Source organism: Variovorax sp. H27-G14, assembly GCF_046156345.1.
GTDB lineage: Bacteria > Pseudomonadota > Gammaproteobacteria > Burkholderiales > Burkholderiaceae_C > Variovorax.
In genome coordinates this window covers 965,426-984,642 of the sequence record NZ_JAYLVN010000001.1, presented here as the reverse complement: position 1 = coordinate 984,642, position 19,217 = coordinate 965,426, and the positions used below count along the sequence as shown (strand labels likewise).

Genomic DNA, 19,217 nt, shown 5'->3' with positions numbered 1-19,217 from the left:
TCAGCCGGGCGGCCTGACGGCTGCCACGATTTCGCCCAGCCGCCGAAGCCCTTCGTCGACCGCCTTCGAATACGGCCAACCGCAGTTCAGCCGCAGGTAGTTGTCGAAGCGCCCTGAGTTCGAGAACTGCGCGCCCGGCGCCACCAGCATGTGCTCGCGCAGCGCGGCCTCGAACACCGCCACCGACGAGCGCTGCTCCGGCAGTTCCACCCACAGCTGCAGCCCGCCGCGCGGCAGGTTCAGCCGCGTGCCCGGCGGAAAGTATTTGGCGATGGCGTCGGCCGTCTGGTCGCGCTGCACATGCAGCCGCTCGCGCAGGCGGCGCAGGTGGCGGTCGTAGGCGCCGCTGGCCACGAACTCGCCCGCGGCAATCTGCGCCAGCGCCTCGTTGTTGCGCGTTTGCGCGTACTTGAGCATTTCCACCTGCGCATGCCAGCGCCCGGCCGTGATCCAGCCCAGCCGCAGCCCCGGCGCCAGCACCTTGTGCAGCGACGCGCAATAAATGACGTTGCCCGTGCGGTCCCATGACTTGGCGGCGCGCAGCGGCGTGTCGGTTTCCACCAGGTCGCTGTAGGTGTCGTCTTCGACCAGCGCGATGCCGTGGCTCTCGCACAGGTGCACCAGGCGCTGCTTGTGGCTGTCGGGCATCACGCTGCCGATGGGGTTCTGCAGGTGCGGCACCACCACCACGGCCTTGATGTCGTCGTAGGTGTGAATGGCCAGGTCGAGCGCTTCCAGCGACATGCCGGTCTGCGGGCTGGTCGGTATTTCCAGCGCGCGCAAGCCCAGGCTTTCGAGCACCTGCAGCAGGCCGTAGAACGTGGGCGACTCCACCGCCACCGTGTCGCCGGGCTTGGCGATGGCGCGCAGCGCGAGGTTCAGCGCCTCGATGCAGCCGTTGGTGACCAGCACCTCGTCGGGCGCCACCGTCATGCCGATGCGCAGGTTACGTTGCGCCAGCGCCTCGCGAAACTGCAGGTGGCCGCGTTGCGAAGAAGCGGTGGTCAGCAGCTCGGGCCGTTGGCGCAGCGCGCGGGTCATGGAGTTGCGCAGCGCCTCGGCCGGGTACAGCTCGGGGGCCGCGCGTGCAATCGCAAAGTTGAGCTTCACGCCCGTGTGCCGTCCGCGCGCCATGAAGTTGGCCATGCGTGCGCGCATGCTGACGAGCTGCGCCGGGTCGGGCGGCACGTCGGCCACGGGCTCTTCCATTGGCGCGATGGCCATGCGCTGGGGGCGCCGCACGAAGTAGCCCGAGCGGTCGCGCGCCTCGACCCAGCCGTCGCTTTCCATGGCGCGGCAGACCTGCAGCGCGGTCGACAGGCTGATGCTGTGCAGCCGCATGAGGGTGCGCAGCGAGGGTAGCTTGTCGCCTTGCTTGAGGGAGCCGGTGTGGATCGCATCCACGTAGTGCGCGGAGAGCTGGCGGTAGAGCGGTAGCGAGTCCATGGGTTCGATGTTCCCTGCATCGCGCATCGAAAAACAGATGCAGTTGGTCGGGAAAAAGACCATAACAGATGCTTTTTAGGGCCGGCTGTTCCGGTCGCAATAGCCATGGTGTGTGCCTGTTTTTTGGGCGGCTGAATTCCTACGATTCATGTCCAAGTCACTGCTCTTGAAGGCCCGCCATGATCACCACTCTCACTTGCGCACCGGATTCCGTCGTTCTGGAAACGGGGCAGTCCTTGCGCGTAGCCCTTGATGCGGGGGCCTGGTTGCAGGTGGCTGAAGGCCGCGTTCGGGTGGTGTCTCCGCCCAGTTGGTTCGGGGACACGGTGTTCACCGCGCAGACGGTGCTGTCCGAAGGGGATGTGCATCGTCTTGCCCTTGGCGGGTGGATCGAGGTGGTGGCGTTGTCGTCTGTGCACCTGCGGGTTCATGCGCCGATGACGGTGCCGGTTTTGCCTGAACCTCGGCCTGTGATGCGCTTTGTGCGGCTGCTTACTGGGTGGTGAGAGTTGCTTCAGGGCGCGTGCGAAGGCCACCGGGTGTCTCCCTCCGCGAATGTCCCCCGGGGCTTCGCCCCTCCTCCTTTATTTCGCTGCGGGAGACACCCGATGCCCTTCGCACGAGAGGCGCCGTCGTGGTTCCGCTCGATCAGCCAGAGCTCTGAACTCGCTCACGTCGATGGGGTGCTCCCCGCAGCGAAATAAAGGAGGAGGCCGCAGGCCGGGGGACATTCGCGGAGGGGAGTACCCCGTCGGCGTGAGCGACGCCCTGAACAGCGCCCTTTGAACAACAACGCAGCGCAAAGAAAATTCAGCGCTCGCTCGCAGCCTCACGCAGCGCATCAAGAAACGACCGCCGCCACCAATGAATGTCCTGCTCGCGGATGCGCGACAGCAGCTTCTGGTGACGCTCGCGCCGCTCTTCCAACGGCATCTGCAATGCCTGCTGAACCGTCTCCGCCGTGCCGTGCGTGTCGTACGGGTTCACCAGCAGCGCCTCTTTCAACTGCTCCGCCGCACCCGCAAAGCGCGACAACACCAACACACCCGGGTCCTCCGGATCCTGTGCCGCGATGTACTCCTTGGCCACCAGGTTCATGCCGTCACGCAACGGCGTCACCAATCCCACCGCCGCCGCACGACACAACCCCGGCACCCGCTTGCGCGCCACCATCCGGTGGATGTAGCGCACCGGCATCCAGTCGAGCTCGCCATAGTCGCCGTTGATCGCACCGCACAGAGACTCCAGCTCGCGCCGAATGTCCCCGTACGCGTCGACCGTCTCGCGCGTGGGCGAGGCAATCTGAATCAGCGTCGCGCTGCGCCGGTTCTCCGGGTAATGCGCCAGCAACTCGCGAAACGCGCGCACCCGCTGCGGAATGCCCTTGGAGTAATCCAGCCGGTCGATGCCAAGCAACAGCCTGCGGCTCGAGTACTCGCGCTTCATCGTCTCGTACATGTCGCGCGCCTCCTTGGCATGCGTGAGCGCGGTGAACTCGTCCACGTCGATGCCGATGGGGAAGGCGCTGCAGCGCACCGTCTGCCCGTAGGCGCGGTACATGTCGTTGCCCAGGTACTCGCCGCGCGCCTCGTTGCGCACGTAGTGCTCGAAGTGCTGCACGTCCTGCTGCGCCTGAAAGCCGATCAGGTCGTAGGCGAACAGCGAGCGCATCAGCCACTCGTGCTGCGGAATGGCCGCGATGATGATCTGCGGCGGCAGCGGAATGTGCAGGAAGAAACCGATGCGCTGCTTGCAACCCATGGCGCGCAGCTCGGCCGCCAACGGCATCAGGTGGTAGTCGTGGATCCAGATGATGTCGTCGTCTTTCAACATCGGCATCAGCTTGCGCGCGAACAACTGGTTCACGCGTCGGTAGCCGCCGATGAAGCCAGCCTCGAAGTGGGCCAGGTCCAGGCGGTTGTGGAACACCGGCCACAGCACGTCGTTGCTGTAGCCCAGGTAGTAGCTGTCGTGGTCGTCGCGGCTCAGGTCGATGGTGGCCAGCGTCACCTTGCCGGCCTGGTGCTTGTGCAGCTCGCCTTCGCCGGTCGGGCCGCCTTCCACGATCTGGCCGCTCCAGCCGAACCACAGGCCGCCGCTTTGCTGCAGCGATTCACCCAGTGCCACGGCCAGGCCACCGGCCGCGGGCTTGCGTGGGTCGGCCACGCGGTTGGAAACGACGACAAGACGGCTCATATGCAGGAATCCCAGGGCGCGGACAGGCGCACGGCCGCGTTGATGATGCCGACCATCGAATAGGTCTGCGGAAAGTTGCCCCACATCTCGCCCGTGACCGGGTGGGTGTCTTCGGACAGCAGGCCCAGCGGGTTGCGCGCCGCGAGCATGGTCTCGAAGATCTGGCGGGCCTCGGCCTTGCGGCCGATCTTGGCCAGCGCGTCGATGCGCCAGAAGGTGCAGATGTTGAACGCCGTCTCGGGCTTGCCGAAGTCGTCGGCGGCCTCGTAGCGGCGCATGTACGGTCCGTCGCACAGCGACTTTTCCATGGCGTCCACGGTGGAGATGAAGCGCGGGTCGAGCGCGTCGATCAGGCCCACCTCCACCATCAGCAGGATGCTGGCGTCCAGCTCGTGACCGCCAAAGCTTTCGGCAAAGGCCTGGCGCTCCTCGCACCAGGACTTTTCGAGAATTTCTTCCTTCATGCGCGCGGCATGGTCGCCCCAGTAGGCGGCGCGATCGGGCAGCGCCAGCGCATGGGCGATCTTGGCCAGCCGGTCGCAGGCGGCCCAGCTCATCAGCGCCGAGCTGGTGTGCACGCGGGCGCGCGTGCGCAGCTCCCACATGCCGGCGTCGGGCGTGCCGTACACGCGCACCGCCTGCTCGCCCACCGCCTCCAGGTGCGGAAACTCCGCCACGCCCGCGCGGCTGAGCAGCCGGTGGTCATGAAAGGCCTGCGCCGCGCCGAGCACGATGTTGCCGTACACGTCGTGCTGAAAATGCTCCTGCGCCTGGTTGCCCACGCGCACCGGGCCCATGCCGCGGTAGCCCGGCAGGCCTTCCACGAAAGACTCGGGCAGGTCGCGCTCCAGGCCAATGCCGTACAGCGGCTGAATGTGTTCGCCGTGCGAGCCGATCACCACGTTGCCGAGCCAGCGCAAATAGTCTTCCATGGTGCCCACCTCGCTCAGCGAGTTGAGCGCGCGCACCACGAAGAAGGCGTCGCGCAGCCAGCAGTAGCGGTAGTCCCAGTTGCGCTGGCTGCCCGGCGCCTCGGGGATGCTGGTGGTCATGGCCGCGACGATGGCGCCGGTGTCCTCGTACAGCGAGAGCTTCAGCGTGATGGCCGCGCGGATCACCGCGTCCTGGTACTCGAAGGGAATGGCCAGGCGCTTGCTCCAGGTGCGCCAGTAGGCAATGGTCTCCTGCTCGAACTTGCGAGCCGTGTCGGCAATGCCGTCGAGCAGGGTCTCGTCCACGCCGAACATGAAGTTGTACTCGCGCGAGAGCACGAAGGGCTGGCGCGAGAGGATGTGCGAGATGGAGGCGTCGGTGTTCAGCCGCAGCGTGAGGTCGGGGCCGACGTAGCGAATGTGGTTGCTGCCGCGCGTCACTTCCACCGGCGCCGAGGCGCCCCATTGAAAGCGCGGGTCGAGCGACACGCGGATGCGCGGCGCGCCGGAAATGGGGCGCACGCGGCGCACCATCATCAGCGGGCGGAAGTAGCGCGAGCGGCTGTAGAAGCGCGGCGCGAAGTCGGTGATTTCGATGCCCTGGCCGGTGCTGTCGAACAGCTGGGTGCGCAGCACGGCGGTGTTCGGCTCGTACCACTGCTTGGCTTGCGCAAAGTCCTCGATCTCGATGGCCCAGGCGCCGGCTTCCTCGCCGGGGTGCAGCAGGGCGTTGAACACCGGGTCGCCGTCGAAGCGCGGCAGGCAGCACCACACGGCCCGCCCACGCGCGTCGATGAGCGCGGTGTAGGCGCAGTTGCCGATCACGCCGACGTTGAGCGAAGGCTCGGCGGGTGGAGCGAAGCCGCGCGTGCCGGGGGCGGCTGCGGCGTGGGGGCCGGTCGTGCCCGTTGCGCCTTTGGCGGAGGCTTGTTCCGTGGGCGCCGTGGCCAGTTGTTGTTCGCTCATTCGGGGCTCCTCGGGGAATCTGGGGTGGGGCTCGGCGCTGTCTTCGGGCCCGCCAGCTGGTCGCGCGCCTGCACCAGCCATTCGTAGACGGCACGCGGCGACTCGAGCCGGTGCAGCGCCAGGCTGGGCCCGGCACCCACCTTCACCGCGATGCCGCCGCGCGGCTGCACCACGGCAAAGCCGCTTTCGTCGGTGGTGTCGTCACCCAGAAAGAACGGCGTGCGGCCTGCGAACGGCGCCTCGGTCATGAAGGCGTCGATGGCCGTGCCCTTGTTGACGCCCGCGGGCTTCACCTCGAAGACGAACTTGCCGTGCATGAGCTCGAACTGCGGATGGTGCGCAATGGCGCGCGACATGGCGTCGCGGCACACCGCCTCGAGCTGCGGCGCCAGCCGGTAGTGCAGCGCGATGGCCGCGTGCTTGCGCTCCACCAGCAGGCCTTCGTGCACGCGTGCGAGCTCGTTGGCCACCTCGAGGATGGGCACCAGGTCGGGCGCGTGCTGCTCCTGCGTGTGGCCTTTGGCGTCGCGGCGCTGCACGCCGTGCTCGCCCGCGGCGGGCAGGCGCAGCGGCGCCAGAAAGCGGTCGATGGAATCGATCTGGCGGCCCGACACCACGGCCAGCGCGCCGCCGAGCTGGTCGCTCAGGTCACGGAGGAGGGCGACGAGGGCAGGGGGAATCTCGATGGCTTCGGGCGTGGGCGCAAGGCCGACGAGCGTGCCGTCGAAGTCGAGAAAAAGGGCTGCATCACGGCCCAACGGAGGAGGCAACTGTGCGTTGCTGCTGGTGGACTTTGGCATTGGCAAAAACAATAACACGCGTCACCGGCGGTGCGTGTCGGCCAAAACCGGAAGGTGGGTTCGATGGGGTCCATGACGTATTGGTATGGCTCCCAGCCCTCCCGGGGGAGGGCTGGGGTGGGGGCACGACGGCGCCCGAACGAGCGCGGCGCCTGCGCGAAGGCCTGCCCCCATCCCGGCCTTCCCCCGGGAGGGGAAGGAGCAAATCCCGAAAGCTTCAGGCCAGCGATGCGGCCACGGCCTCTACGCGTGCCTTGTGGATCGCCTCGCCGATCTTCGGCCCGGTGGCACCGGCCTGCTGGGCGGCGCGGGCCACAACGTCGGTCGGCACGGCGGCGGCAGTGGCCAGCACGGCGAGCAGGCGCGCGCGTTGTGGGTACGCGGAGTCCTCCGCGCCTACCCGGCCGCGTGCCGCGCACTCGCAGGCCAGCAAGGCTTCGGCAAAGCGCGCGGGCTTGCGAAACGCGTCGCAGCGCTCCAGCAGGCGCACCAAGCCGGTTGCGTCGAGGGCGCTGCTCTCGTCGATGCAGCCTTGCTCGCGCGCCACCACCTCGGCCAGTTCGCGGATGTCCAGCGGCACGCGCCAGCGGTCGCACACCGCGTGCAAGGGCTGCAGATCGGGCGCCAGGCCTCGCACCAGGCACGCGAAGCGCACCGCCAGCGAGGCTTGCAGCCGCGCGCCGGTGTCGACCACCGCCATCCAGTGGTCCGGCGGGCCGGCAGCGTCAAGCTCGGGCAGCAGCACGGCCAGTGCGCCGCAATCGCGCAGCACCTCGAACATCCGCGAAGGGCGCGTTTCCATCAGGCCGCGCGACAGCTCCTGCCACACGCGCTCGGCCACCAGCGCATCGGCCTCGCCGGCCGCGACCATCTCGCGCATCAGTGCCATGGTGTCGGGCGCGACGCTGAAGTCGTCGAAGCGGGCGGCGAAACGCGCCACGCGCAGGATGCGCACGGGGTCTTCGCGGAAGGCGTCGGTCACGTGTCGCAGCACCTTGTCGCGCAAGTCGCGCTGGCCGTGGAAGGGGTCGGCCAGCGTGTCGGGCGTGGGGTCGAAGCCGCCGTCTGCATCCACGCGTTCGGCCGGCAGCGCAATGGCGTTGACGGTCAGGTCGCGGCGCGCCAGGTCCTGCTCCAGGGTGACGTCGGGCGCGGCATGCACGGTGAAGCCGCGGTAGCCGGGCGCGCTCTTGCGCTCGGTGCGGGCCAGCGCGTACTCCTCGCGTGTGCGCGGATGCAGAAACACCGGAAAGTCGCGCCCCACGGGCAGGTAGCCGCGGGCCACCATGTTTTCGGGTGTGGCGCCCACCACCAGCCAGTCGTGGTCCGACACCGGGCGGCCCAGCAGGCGGTCGCGCACTGCACCGCCGACAAGAAAAATTTTCATCGCGGCAGTGTAGGGATACTCCTCACCTACAAAAAAGAACGGTCGTTCGATAATCGCCGCCGCGAACCGGGCAATCGTTTGTTCATCGAGCGGATTCCAGCGGCAGACACAAGCCAGCGCCCAGTTTTGCAGAGGGATCTTTCAACTCAAGGAGCAATTCACATCATGAAGAAAACAATGATTGCGCTGGCCGCCATGGGCGCACTGGCGTCCGGGAGTGCCATGGCGCAACAGGCCGGCGACTGGATCGTGGGCGCGGGCTGGTTTCATCTGTCACCGCAGGATTCGAGCAAGCCCCTGGCCGTGACGTCCCCCATTCCGGCCGTGCTGCCCGGCTCGGGTGCCAGCGTGAGCGACTCCGACACGCTCGGCCTGAACGCCATGTACTTTCTCGACAGCCACTGGGCGGTGGAAGGCGTGTTCGGCGTGCCGCCCAAGTTCAAGCTCAACGGCACCGGCACGCTGGGCCGCGTCGGCGAACTCGGCGAGGCCCGCCAGTGGAGCCCGACCCTGCTGGCCAAGTACTACTTCAACGAGGGCACCTCCGCCTTTCGTCCGTATGTGGGCCTGGGTGGTACCTATGTCTGGTACAGCGACGTGAGGTTGACCTCCAACATGCAGAGCGCGCTGGCCAGCCAGTTCCGCCAGTCGCCGTTGGCCGTCAACACCACGGCCAAGCTCGACAGCTCGTTCGCGCCGGTGGTCAACGTGGGCGTGGCCTACCAGTTCGACAAGCACTGGGGCCTGTCGTTCTCGGTGTCGTACATCCCGCTGAAGACCAAGGCCAAGCTGACCACCACCTCCATCACCGGCCTGCCCGTGGCCACGAGCGAAGCCAGCCTCAAGCTGAACCCGATCGTCACCTACCTGGCGGCAACCTACCGGTTCTGAGCGCCACCGCCTGCCTTCAACGCCTTACCGCCCTGTGCGGTAAGGCTCTTCGAACTGCAGGAAATCTTTTTCCGCCCGTGCTTCGTCGAGCCAGGCCTTCACGCCCGGCAGCTCCTGCACGCGCGCGATGTAGGCCGAAATCTGTGCCGGCACGGGCAAGCCGTAGGTCGTGATGCGCGTGCCGATGGGTGCGAAGTAGGCGTCGGCGATGCTGAACGTGCCGAACAGCATCGGGCCGCCGTGCGCGTCGAGCAGGCCGCTCCACATTTGCACGATGCGCGCCACGTCGCTGGCGACGGCGGGTTCTTCTTTCATGAGCCGAGCGCCCACTTCGGGCAGCGAGGCTTCGATGTTCATGCCGCAGTGGCCGCGCAGGCCACCAAAGCCCGCGTGCATTTCGGCGCACACGCTGCGTGCGCGTGCGCGGTCGGCGGCGGCCTGGGGCCAGAGCTGCTTTTCGGGGAAGGTCTCGGCGAGGTATTCGGCAATGGCCAGCGTGTCCCACACCACGAGCGCGCCGTCGGTCAGCACCGGCACCTTGGCGACCGGGTTGATGGCCGCGATGGCGCCCTTGAATGCCGAGCCGGCGTCGAAGGAGTCGAAGCGCACCATGACTTCCTCGAAGTCGATGCCGGCCTGCTTCATCAGCACCCAGGGTCGCATGGACCACGACGAGTAATTCTTGTTGCCGATGTAGAGTTTGCGCATGAGGGGTCTCCGGTCCGTTGCGGTTCAAACAAAGCTGTCGATGCTAGCCGTGCGCCGCGTGGCGATTGATGCCTGACGCGGCGCGAATTGATGCGGCGGTGCAGGGCTCCGCTGTTCAGCGGCCTGGGGTGTCGTCCGGCGCTGTGATTACGTGGCGAGCGTTCTTGTCTTCGTCTTGCGAGGGGCTCGGGCCCACGGCGCGTTCGAGCAGGCCGACGATGCGCGGCACGAGCGACAGCACGGCCAGCGCCAGCAGTGCGCTCAGCACGGCGGTGGCTTCGCGCCCGAGCCCGCAGGCCATGCCGATGGCGGCGGTCATCCACAGGCCGGCGGCGGTGGTCAGCCCCTGCACGTGGTTTTCGTCCTTGCCTTGTTTGAGGATGGTGCCGGCGCAAAGAAAGCCCACGCCCGCCACCAGCCCCTGGATGACGCGGCTCATGTCGGCCGGCACGATGCCTGTCTGCTGCGGAATGAGCACGAACATGGCCGAGCCGATGGCCACCAGCATGTGTGTGCGCACGCCGGCCGCCTTGCCTTGTTGTTCACGCTCGAAGCCGAGCACGAAGCCCAGCAGTGCGGCCAGGGTGAGGCGCAGCACGATGCGGGTGAGCTGGGTGATGTCGGTCACGTCCGAGAACTCGGAGGCGATGGTGTTGAGGATTTCGTCGCGCCAGGTCATTGTTCGTTTTCGGTTTGTGTGTCTCTGTTCAGGGCGCTGTTGTTCAGGCCCCTCCTGTTCAGGGCGTGTGCACAGGCCGCCGGGTACTCCCCTCCGCGAATGTCCCCCGGGGCTTCGCCCCTCCTCCTTTATTTCGCTGCGGGGAGTACCCGACGCCCTGTGCATCAGGGCACGCTCTGAGTGATCACGCGATCAACGACAGCTCTGAACACGCTCACGTCGATGGGGTGCCTTGCGCAGCGAAATAAAGGAGGAGCGAAGCGGGGGACATTCGCGGAGCAAGGCACCCCGTCGGCGTGGGCGCCGCCCTGAACAGCAGCGCGTCGCCCCGAACAGCAGCGCCTCCACCCGACAAAGAAAAGCAGCAATCCTAAGGAAGGTCTTTATTGGGCTCAGGCTCAGCCGCATCGCGCGGCCCCACGCGTCCCAATCGCTCCTTCAGCGACTGCGGCCGCCCGCTGATGATCGCCGCGTAGTTGGTGGTGTTGGCCAGCACCTTCTTCACGTAGTCGCGCGTCTCGTTGAATGGCACGTTCTCGGCCCAGATGGCCGCTTCCACGACCGGCCCGTTGCGCCAACTGCGCGGGCGCCCCGGCCCGGCGTTGTAGGCCGCGGCGGCCAGCGCCATCGATCCGTCGAAGTCGTCCAGCGCCAGCTTCAGATAGTTGGTGCCGATCGTGATGTTGGTCTCGCGGTCGTTGATCTGGCCCGGCGTGAAGTCGCTCAGGCCAATTTTGCGGGCCGTCCAGCGCGCCGTCGCAGGCATCACCTGCATCAGGCCGGAGGCGCCCACACCCGAGCGTGCGTCCATGATGAAACGGCTTTCCTGACGGATCAGGCCGTACACGTAGGCCGGGTCGAGGCCGATGTCCTGCGCCTTGCGCAGCACCGTGTCATGGAACGGCATCGGGAAACGCTGCTCCACGTCGACCACACCCTTGGTGCGCTCGCTGGTGTTGATGCAACGGTCCCACACCTCGCGCTGGCAGGCGAAGTCGGCCGCGGCCAGCAGCGCGCGGTCGTCCATGCCGCCCTTGTCGTGCAGGTTGGTGGCGTAGTTCCACTCGCGCGTGCCTTCGGAGCGCAGGCCGATCGCAATGGCGTACAGGCCGCGTGCCAGCGCCGGGTTGGCGCGCGCGGCGGCCCTTTCTTCAGGGGTGAGCGGCGCGGGGCGGGTGGCGGCCACGGTGCGCTGGCCCAGCTCTTCCAGCGCCAGCATCTCGTAGAAGCCGCGCGAGCCGGCAATGCTCTGGTAGAGCTCGCGGGCCTGGGCACGGCGCTCGTCGCTGCGCTCGGAGGCGAGCGCGCGGGCCTTCCAGTAGACCCAGGTCGGGTCGAGCTGGGTCGTCTCGCTCATGGCGTTGATGGCGGGTGCCACCTCTTTCCACTGGCCGGCGCGCAAGGCCGCGCGCACGCGCCAGCCGAGCATGTCGTCCGACAGGTCGCTGTTCTTGGTGACGTTGCCGAAGTACGTGCCCGCCTGCGGCCACAGCTTGAGCGCGGCGGCGCGGCCGATGGTGCCCCAGAGCCAGTTGCGCTCTTCGGCGGAAAGCATTGGGCCCCACTTGCTGTCGAGCTGCGAGGCGGCCTGCTCGGGGTCGGCCACGGCGACCTTGACCAGCGCGAGCACCACCAGCTCCTTGCGCGACTTGGCGGCCACGAAGGCGCGGCCGGTGAGGAACTTGGCCGCGCTGGCGTTCAGCTCTTCGAACAGCGGCAGCGCATCGGGCGCGGCGATGTTGACGGCGCCGCGCGCAGCCTGCGGGCGGCTCACCTCCATGGCCAGGCGTGCCTTCTTCCAGGCGTCGTTGGGCGAGAGCAGGCGGGCGGCGATCAGGCGGTCGGCCGCGTTGAGGCAGCCGTCGTCGGCTTCCTTCTGGCCCAGCCAGTCACGCCGCACCTGGTCGGCCTGGGCCTGCGTGGCGGTGCCGGTGCGCAGCGTGTCGGCCAGCACGGCGTAGCAGCGCACCTGCGCGTCGTCGTTCATGCGAAAGCCGGCCACGGCGGCGGAGAAGTTGTCCCAGTCGCGGCGCTGGCCGGTGAGCAGCAGCCAGTCGTTGCGCAGGCGGTCTTCCTGGTAGGTGCCGGGGTAGCGCGCGAAGAAGTCCTGCACTTCGTTGGGGGCGGCCTCTTGCAGGCGCGCCTTGAGTTCCCAGTAGGCGGCCCAAGGTTCCAGGGCATGGCCGCGTGCCTGCGGCAGCAAGGCCGTCAGGCGGGCCTTGTCGCCGCGCTGGAAGGCCTGCTTCATCTGGACGAGCACGTCGTCGTTGGTGTTTGTATTGCCCTGGGCGGCGGCGGGTTGCTGCGAGAACAACGCGGCGAGGGCCAGGACTGCGGAAAAAACCAGCGCGGGTGCCGAGTTGCGGCGATAGGCGCGGTGGCTGGGGCGCTGGGGTGCCAAAATGCTTGGGAACTGCATCGGGGGATTATGGACAAGTCAAAGGATGCCGACACCTCGGCGACGGCGAGTTTTCTGAAGGATCAGCTGCGCAAGGCATTGATCGAACAACGCCTGGCAATGCCTGACCGGCTGACACGCGCGGACCTGCTGCAGCGCGTGATGCGGATCTGGCTGGTCGGGCGGCCCGACACCGTCATCGGCGCCTATTGGCCGATCAAGGGCGAGTTCGATCCGTTGCCCGCACTGCACCGCTGGAAGGAAGACGGCGAGCTCATGGAAGAGACGCAGCGTCGCCGCATCGGACTGCCGGTGATCGACAAAGTTCACAAGACGCTGACCTTCCATGCCTGGTACCCGGGCTGCCAGATGGAAGAAGACGCCTACGGCATTCCCAAGCCCAAGGACACCGAGCTCATCGTGCCGACCCTGCTGTTCGTGCCCTGCGTGGGCTACAGCGCCGGTGGCTACCGGCTGGGCTACGGCGGCGGCTTCTACGACCGCACGCTGGCGGCGCTGGAGCCGCGGCCGTTCACCGTGGGGTTGGGGTTCACGCACGGCTTTCTGGAAGACTTCGAGCCCGAAGGCCACGACCTGCCGCTGGACGCCATCCTGAACGACAACGGCGTCGTCTGGCCCATGAGCTGAACTGGGCTGAGCTGAGCTCGCCGGGCGGCGGGCCAGGTCCGCCGCTCAGTCCAGGTTGTCGACCGTGTCCGGGTCCGGCACCTCGCCGATGGTGGCGCGCGTGGTGGCGGCCTGCGATTGCAGCCAGTCGCAGAACGCCCGAATCTCAGGCCTCAACGCGCTGCGCGGGCCGGCAATCATCCAGTAGGCCATCGGCGAATCCAGGCGGTGCTGCGGCAGCACCTCGACCAGGTCGCCGTTGGCCAGGCTCTCGGCAATCAGCGAGCTGCGCGCCAGCGTCACGCCCTGGCCGGTGAGCGCGGCCTGCACCATCTGGTAGGCGTAGTTGAAGTAGAGCCAGCGCTTGGGTTGCGCGCGCTCCAGCCCGTTCACCTCGAACCAGCGCCGCCAGGTCAGCCATTCCAGGTGGGTGCGGTGGGCGTCGCCGGCCTCGATCAGCGTGAAGCGGGCCATGTCGGCGGGTGTCTTGATGGGCGGGTTGCTCTTCAGCAGCCAGGGGCTGGCCACTGGCGTCAGCGTTTCGCCGAACAGGCGCGCCGCGCCCGCCGGCATGGACTCTGGCGGGCCGTAGCGCAGGGCAATGTCGACGTCGGCCACTTCCAGGTCGACTGCCACGTCGCTGGCGTCGATGCGGATGTCGATCTCGGGGTTGTCGCGCTGAAACGCCTCCAGCCGCGGAATGAGCCACATCGACGCGAACGACGCAAAGGTGGTCAGCGACACGCTCTGGCGCCCCGCGCTGTGGCGAATCTGCCGCACCGCCGTGTCGATGCGCGGCAGCGACTGCTGCACCGCCAGCAGCAGCAGCGCGCCGGCGCTGGTGAGCTCCACGGCCCGCGTGTGGCGCAGGAAAAGCCCCACGCCCACTTCTTCTTCGAGCGACTGGATCTGGCGGCTCACGGCCGACTGGGTGAGGGCCATTTCCTCGGCCGCGGCGCGAAAGTTCAGGTGCCGGGCCACCGCCTCGAAGGCGCGCAGGTGGCCGGCGGAGATGGGGCGGGAGCGCAGATGGGTTTGCGAATGTTGCATGGGTATGACTTTGAGGGCGCAAGCCGGGTTCGCGTCGATTGATGCGAAACACGCATCAGTAGCCTACCTCGTTTTCATTGGACCTCCGGCGCCTGAAAAACGATCATTCATTCCCGAACTGCGCCATTGCCCCCTTGCAAGCGCTTCGGCAAAGCCCCTAGGAGTTTCACCATGTCCACCGCCATCTGCACCACCGAATCGCTCTCGCCCCTGTCCGTTACCACCCGCACCGCTGCCGCAATTCCGCCGGCCGTTCGCCGTGGTGCCTGGCAGATTGCGCCCGGCGAAGCGATGAGCCTGAAGGCGCGGTCGGCCAGCGTGTTGCGCGTGAAGCAGGGCCGGGTATGGGTCACGCCCGACGCCACCCTGGCCAACCCCAGCGAAGACCTGGTGCTGGCACCCGGCGAATCGATGACGGTGGCCGCAGGCCAGCGCATCGTGATGGAGGCCTGGGACGGCTACGGCGCCACCTACAGCTGGGACAACGCCTGATTGTTCGGCCTCCCGGAGCGCAAAAGGCGGCCTCGGCCGCCTTTTTCTTTTTGAAGCTTCTTTCCGGGTATGCCGGCGCGTTCAGCCGTTGATGTCGAAGCTTGGCAGCAGCGCCAGAAAGTGCCGCAGTGCCACCTCGCCGCTGAGCACATGCACCCCCGCCATGAGGTCCGGCCCCTCGCTTTCGGCCAGGCCCATGCCAAAACCCGTGTAACGGCGCACCACCAGGGGCGCCTCGTACACCACGCGAATGTCGGTGTGCCGCGGGTCGTGGCCGATCTGCTGCATCAGCGTGTCCACCGCTTCGCGCGGGCCTTCCAGGTGCTGGCAGAAGCGCTGGCCGTCGAACACCAGCAAGCCCGTGATGCCGCGCTGCGCGTTGCGGGTGCGCGCCCGGGAGGTGATCGAGCCCACGGTGGTCGGGGACTGGTCGGGGGCGAGCGTGCTGCAGTAAAGAACTTCGTAGAGCGGCGGCAGCGGCAGTTTGGCTTCGGTCATGCGTCTTGAAAAGGAAGGCGATGCGCAGTGTAGGTACCCCCCGAACGTGGCGAAATGTCAAAAGACACAGCGCCAGCGCCTATAGTGCACCGTGAAATTCGAGGACTACCCCGCAGCAGCCGCGCCGCCCCAAGGCGCCAATCCGTGCGACGACTGTGCGCTGCGCCGGCTCGAGGCATTTTTGCCTTCCTCCGACGAAGAACTCAAGACCATTCAGTCGTTTCGCGTGGGCGCGCGGCGCATAGAAGCGGGTGGTTCGGTCATCGACGAGCACCGCCCCAGCCCGCAGCTCTTCACCCTCTATTCCGGCTGGGCCTTTCGCTACAAGACGCTGAGCGACGGCCGGCGGCAAATTCTGAGCTTTCTGCTGCCCGGCGACTTCATCGGCCTGCAGGACGAGTTTGCCGACGGCCAGACGCACGGCGTGGAGGCGGTCACCGACGTCACCCTGTGCGCTTTTTCGCGCGACCGGCTCTGGGGCCTGTTCCATGCGCAGCCCAAGATCGGCTACGACATCACCTGGCTGGCCGCGCGCGAGGAAAAAATGGTCGACGACCAGCTAGTGACCGCCGGTCGGCGTAATGCCAGCGAGCGCGTGGCCATGCTGCTCATGCACCTGTACCGCCGCGCGGAGCGGGTGGGCATGGTGCGCGACGGCTGGGTGGAGTTTCCGTTCAACCAGCAGCACATTGCCGACGCGCTTGGCCTGTCGCTGGTGCACACCAACAAGACGCTGCGGCGCCTGCAGCGCCTGGGGCTCTACAAGATCGACACCGGCTGGCTGCGCGTGCTGGAGCCGCATGCGCTCGAAACGCTGGGCGACTACTTCGAGCGCCCGATGCGGCCCACACCTCTGATCTGACCCTGATCTGAGGTCGCGCGGGGGCTGCAGTGCCGCAGCCCTGCCGCGTCAGCGCGTTGCCACCAGCTGCCGCAGGTCGTCCTGGTAGGCCTGCAGCCGGCGCACCGCCTGCGCGCGCTGGCTCGCGGTGGTGACGTTGTGCAGCGCCGCCGTGTTGCGGCAACCCTCCTGCAGCAAGGTCTGCTGCTGGTCGTGCCACGGCCCGGGCGGCGGCTCGGCGATGCGCTGGATGTAGCCGTGCAGCGCGGCGCGCGCTTCGGCCGGCGCGGGCCTGGTGGCGGCAAAGCCACGCAACAGCACAAGCGCCTCTTGCTGGCGCTTGCGGCGCTCGGCGCCCGCCAGCACGGGGTCGAACACCGACTGCGCGACCTGTTGCTTCAGCAGGTCGCGCTGCTCGGCATTCAGCCGTCCGTAGAAATCTTCCGCGCGGTCGAGGAACTGGTCGTAGCGCTTCTCTTGCACCTGCGCGGGGGTGCGGTCGAGCCAGTCCTTGCGGTAGTCGGCGTTGTTCCTGGCGTACTTGCGCTCCAGCTGCTGCAGCTGGGCGTCGGCGAGGCTCAGCGCCAGCGCGGTGCCGGCGGGCTCTGCGCGCTCGCTCACGGCCAGCAGGCGTTCGCGGATCTGGTCGGCCACGGCGCAGACCTGCGCCGGCGTCACCTCGCCGGGTGCCAGCGCCTGCGCGTCCTGCAGCAGCACGGCCAGGCGCGGCAGCTCGTTCTGGCGGTGCCAGGCCAGCAGTTGCGCCAGCTCGTCGCGCACTTTGGGGGTCTGCTCGCTGTCGAAGTCGAGGTAACCGTCGAGCCACCAGTAGCTCACCGTGGGCAGGTTGTTGTAGGCCAGCTTGATGGCGCTGCAGGCGCCGAGCATGCCGGTGATGCCCGCCGCAATCAGCAGCACGCCGATAATCCGCGCCACCGCAGCGCAACGAAATCGGGAAGAAAAACGCATGAATCAGACTCCGCAACAAGACAACCAAGGGCCGATCGACGTCGTCATCATGGCCGCCGGCAAGGGCACGCGCATGAAAAGCAAGTTGCCCAAAGTGTTGCATCGATTGGGCGGCCGCGCATTGCTGGGCCATGTGGCCGCCACTGCCGCGCGCATTGGCGCGCGCGACGTGGTGTTCGTCACCGGGCATGGCGCGGCGCAGGTCGAGGCTGCGATGACCGGTGCCGTACCGGGCGCCAACCTGCGCTTTGCACGCCAGGAGCCGCAGCTGGGCACCGGCCACGCCGTGCAGCAGGCCGCGCCGCTGCTGGCGGACGACGCCACGGTGGTGGTGCTGTCGGGCGACGTGCCGCTGATTGGCGAGGACACCTTGCGTGCGCTCATCGCGGCCAGTGCTGGCGAGCGTCTGGCGCTGCTGACCATCGAGTTCGACGATCCGAGCGGTTACGGCCGGGTCACCCGCTCCAGCGCCGGTGGCGACGTGACCGCCATCGTCGAGCACAAGGATGCCACCGACGCCCAGCGCGCGGTGCGCGAGATTTACAGCGGCGTGATGGCCGTGCCCGCGCGCCTGCTCAAGGGCTGGCTGGCGCGGCTGGACAACAAGAACGCGCAGGGCGAGTACTACCTGACCGACGTGGTGAAGTTCGCGGCGGCCGACGGTGTGCCCGTGGTCGCGCATGTCACCACGGATGCATTGCAGGTGGCGGGCATCAACAGCCCGGCGCAGCTTGCTGCGCTGGAGCGTGCCTGGCAGTTGCGCCAGGCCCATGCGCTCATGGAGCAGGGCGTGCGACTGGCCGACCCGGCGCGCTTCGATTTGCGCGGCACGCTGGACTGCGGCATGGACGTGGACATCGATGTCAACTGCATTTTCGAAGGCTCGGTGTCGTTGGGCGAGGGCGTGCGCATTGGCGCGAACTGCGTGATTGCCAACGCACGCATCGAGGCCGGCGCGGTGATTCATCCGTTCACGCACATCGATGGCGAGAAGGCGGGCGTGACGGTGGGCATGGGTGCGCTGGTGGGGCCGTTCGCGCGGTTGCGGCCGGGTGCGCAGTTGGGTGCGGAGGTGCACATCGGCAACTTTGTCGAGGTGAAAAATTCGACGCTGGCTGCGGGTGCGAAGGCCAACCACCTGGCCTATCTGGGCGACGCCACGGTAGGGGAGCGGGTGAATTACGGCGCGGGCAGCATCACGGCCAATTACGACGGCGCCAACAAGCACCGCACGGTGATTGGTGACGACGTGCATGTGGGGAGCAACTGTGTGCTGGTGGCGCCCATCACGATCGGTGCTGGGGGCACCATCGGCGGGGGCTCGACCGTCAACAAGTCGACCGAGCCGGGGGCGCTGACCGTGGCGCGTGGCAAGCAGGTGAGCTTTGCCAATTGGAAGAGGCCTGTGAAGAAGCCCAAGGGCTGACGGTCCTTTTCAGGGCGGGTGCACAGGCCGCCGGGTGCTCCCCTCCGCGAATGTCCCCCGGCCTGCGGCCTCCTCCTTTATTTCGCTGCGGGGAGCACCCGACGCCCTGTGCACCGGGGCACGCTCTGAGTGATCGCGCGATCAACGACCGCTCTTAACAACGCTCACGTCGATGGGGTGCCTTGCGCAGCGAAATAAAGGAGGAGCGAAGCGGGGGACATTCGCGGAGCAAGGCACCCCGTCGGCGTGAGTGCCGCCCTGAACAAGGCACTTAGCACACGCCACAACCCATAGAAACGCCAGCTCAATCCAACGGCACCCGTGGCTCGAACTTCGCGCGCTTGAGGCTGAAGAAGGCCTTCACGTTGCGCACATTCGCATCGGCCGTGAACAGCCGCTGCGTGAGCGCGCCATAGCCCGGCATGTCGCGCGCCGCCACGACCAACACGAAGTCGGGCCCGGGCGACACGCGCCAACACTGCTGCACCGCGTCGTCCGCAATCACACGGGCCTCGAAGGCGTCGAGCGAAGCGGCGTCCTGCCGGTCGAGCGAAATTTCCACCACCGCCTGCAGCCCGTGACCCAACACCTCGGCCAGCCGGTCAGCCGACAGCAACGCCACCTGGCGCTCGATCAGCCCAAGCTCGCGCAAACGCTGCACACGGCGCAGGCACGTGGGCGGGGAGATCCCGATGTCGGCGGCCAGGCGCTGATTGGTCTGCGAGGCATCACGCTGCAAGGCGTCGAGCAGGCGCAGGTCTGTTGAATCCAGGGATATTGGTTCCATATTTGAATAAATTATGGAATAAAAATCCAAACGAAGGAAATGAAGAAATAAAAGTCCGAAATCAATTGAAATTGGAAAACATATTTCTTCTTCGCCTCCCTACCATCGAGCCTCTTCTTCATTC

At 67.3% G+C, this 19,217-nt stretch carries 18 protein-coding genes; 6 read left to right on the top strand and 12 right to left on the bottom strand.

Going from position 1 to position 19,217, the window contains the following annotated elements; translation table 11 throughout:
- Window positions 1-1,446: a PLP-dependent aminotransferase family protein gene (locus VLK31_RS04550; RefSeq protein WP_409167169.1), complete on the bottom strand. Its 1,446-nt coding sequence runs from the start codon at window positions 1,444-1,446 to the stop codon at window positions 1-3.
- Window positions 1,447-1,625: 179 nt separating this feature from the next.
- On the opposite strand from VLK31_RS04550, the gene VLK31_RS04545 reads away from it, so the two are divergent.
- Entirely contained in the window at window positions 1,626-1,952 is a 327-nt protein-coding gene (locus VLK31_RS04545; protein WP_409167168.1) for a hypothetical protein, read from the top strand.
- Window positions 1,953-2,256: 304 nt separating this feature from the next.
- On the opposite strand, the gene otsA is transcribed toward VLK31_RS04545, so the two are convergent.
- From otsA to VLK31_RS04525, 4 genes are all read right to left on the bottom strand, one after another.
- Window positions 2,257-3,642, bottom strand: coding sequence for an alpha,alpha-trehalose-phosphate synthase (UDP-forming) (otsA, locus tag VLK31_RS04540; RefSeq protein ID WP_409167167.1), 1,386 nt, complete (start codon window positions 3,640-3,642; stop codon window positions 2,257-2,259).
- A complete protein-coding gene (locus VLK31_RS04535; protein ID WP_409167166.1) occupies window positions 3,639-5,540 on the bottom strand; it encodes a glycoside hydrolase family 15 protein in 1,902 nt (633 codons plus the stop codon). Before VLK31_RS04535 ends, otsA begins: the two co-directional genes overlap by 4 nt.
- Entirely contained in the window at window positions 5,537-6,340 is an 804-nt protein-coding gene (otsB, locus tag VLK31_RS04530) for a trehalose-phosphatase (RefSeq protein WP_409167165.1), read from the bottom strand. The genes VLK31_RS04535 and otsB overlap by 4 nt, the downstream gene beginning before the upstream one ends.
- A 217-nt stretch (window positions 6,341-6,557) precedes the next feature.
- Window positions 6,558-7,727 carry a multifunctional CCA addition/repair protein gene (locus VLK31_RS04525; RefSeq protein WP_409167164.1) on the bottom strand — a complete coding sequence of 390 codons (1,170 nt, stop codon included), beginning with the start codon at window positions 7,725-7,727 and terminating at the stop codon, window positions 6,558-6,560.
- A gap of 165 nt (window positions 7,728-7,892) precedes the next feature.
- Here VLK31_RS04525 and VLK31_RS04520 point away from each other — a divergent pair, with 165 nt between their 5' ends.
- Window positions 7,893-8,618: an OmpW/AlkL family protein gene (locus VLK31_RS04520; protein WP_409167163.1), complete on the top strand. Its 726-nt coding sequence runs from the start codon at window positions 7,893-7,895 to the stop codon at window positions 8,616-8,618.
- A gap of 24 nt (window positions 8,619-8,642) precedes the next feature.
- Here VLK31_RS04520 and VLK31_RS04515 read toward each other — a convergent pair whose 3' ends face one another.
- The 3 genes from VLK31_RS04515 to VLK31_RS04505 form a co-directional block, all read right to left on the bottom strand.
- Window positions 8,643-9,326, bottom strand: coding sequence for a glutathione S-transferase family protein (locus VLK31_RS04515; RefSeq protein WP_409167162.1), 684 nt, complete (start codon window positions 9,324-9,326; stop codon window positions 8,643-8,645).
- 115 nt (window positions 9,327-9,441) lie between these two features.
- Complete coding sequence (locus VLK31_RS04510; protein ID WP_409167161.1) at window positions 9,442-10,005, bottom strand: MgtC/SapB family protein; 564 nt, start codon at window positions 10,003-10,005, stop codon at window positions 9,442-9,444.
- A gap of 370 nt (window positions 10,006-10,375) precedes the next feature.
- The gene (locus tag VLK31_RS04505; RefSeq protein ID WP_409167160.1) at window positions 10,376-12,424 is read right to left on the bottom strand and encodes a transglycosylase SLT domain-containing protein; all 2,049 of its coding nucleotides are present in this window, start codon (window positions 12,422-12,424) and stop codon (window positions 10,376-10,378) included.
- A gap of 9 nt (window positions 12,425-12,433) precedes the next feature.
- Here VLK31_RS04505 and VLK31_RS04500 point away from each other — a divergent pair, with 9 nt between their 5' ends.
- Window positions 12,434-13,051, top strand: coding sequence for a 5-formyltetrahydrofolate cyclo-ligase (locus VLK31_RS04500; protein ID WP_409167159.1), 618 nt, complete (start codon window positions 12,434-12,436; stop codon window positions 13,049-13,051).
- Between the two features lie 45 nt (window positions 13,052-13,096).
- Here VLK31_RS04500 and VLK31_RS04495 read toward each other — a convergent pair whose 3' ends face one another.
- Window positions 13,097-14,080, bottom strand: coding sequence for a LysR substrate-binding domain-containing protein (locus tag VLK31_RS04495; RefSeq protein ID WP_409167158.1), 984 nt, complete (start codon window positions 14,078-14,080; stop codon window positions 13,097-13,099).
- 171 nt (window positions 14,081-14,251) lie between these two features.
- Between VLK31_RS04495 and VLK31_RS04490 the strand changes: the two genes are divergently transcribed.
- Window positions 14,252-14,572 carry a DUF2917 domain-containing protein gene (locus VLK31_RS04490; RefSeq protein WP_409167157.1) on the top strand — a complete coding sequence of 107 codons (321 nt, stop codon included), beginning with the start codon at window positions 14,252-14,254 and terminating at the stop codon, window positions 14,570-14,572.
- Between the two features lie 81 nt (window positions 14,573-14,653).
- Here the strand turns inward: VLK31_RS04490 and VLK31_RS04485 are convergent, their stop codons facing one another.
- Window positions 14,654-15,070, bottom strand: a complete 417-nt coding sequence (locus VLK31_RS04485) for a BLUF domain-containing protein (RefSeq protein WP_409167156.1) — start codon at window positions 15,068-15,070, stop codon at window positions 14,654-14,656.
- 91 nt (window positions 15,071-15,161) lie between these two features.
- Between VLK31_RS04485 and VLK31_RS04480 the strand changes: the two genes are divergently transcribed.
- Window positions 15,162-15,932: a Crp/Fnr family transcriptional regulator gene (locus VLK31_RS04480; protein WP_409167155.1), complete on the top strand. Its 771-nt coding sequence runs from the start codon at window positions 15,162-15,164 to the stop codon at window positions 15,930-15,932.
- Window positions 15,933-15,980: 48 nt separating this feature from the next.
- Here the strand turns inward: VLK31_RS04480 and VLK31_RS04475 are convergent, their stop codons facing one another.
- Window positions 15,981-16,880 carry a DUF6279 family lipoprotein gene (locus VLK31_RS04475; protein ID WP_409167154.1) on the bottom strand — a complete coding sequence of 300 codons (900 nt, stop codon included), beginning with the start codon at window positions 16,878-16,880 and terminating at the stop codon, window positions 15,981-15,983.
- Between VLK31_RS04475 and glmU the strand changes: the two genes are divergently transcribed.
- Window positions 16,879-18,306, top strand: coding sequence for a bifunctional UDP-N-acetylglucosamine diphosphorylase/glucosamine-1-phosphate N-acetyltransferase GlmU (gene glmU / locus VLK31_RS04470; RefSeq protein WP_409167153.1), 1,428 nt, complete (start codon window positions 16,879-16,881; stop codon window positions 18,304-18,306). The two genes, VLK31_RS04475 and glmU, sit on opposite strands and share 2 nt — an antisense overlap.
- Window positions 18,307-18,610: 304 nt before the next feature.
- On the opposite strand, the gene VLK31_RS04465 is transcribed toward glmU, so the two are convergent.
- A complete protein-coding gene (locus VLK31_RS04465; RefSeq protein WP_409167152.1) occupies window positions 18,611-19,093 on the bottom strand; it encodes an Lrp/AsnC family transcriptional regulator in 483 nt (160 codons plus the stop codon).
- Between the last annotated feature and the right edge of the window lie 124 nt (window positions 19,094-19,217).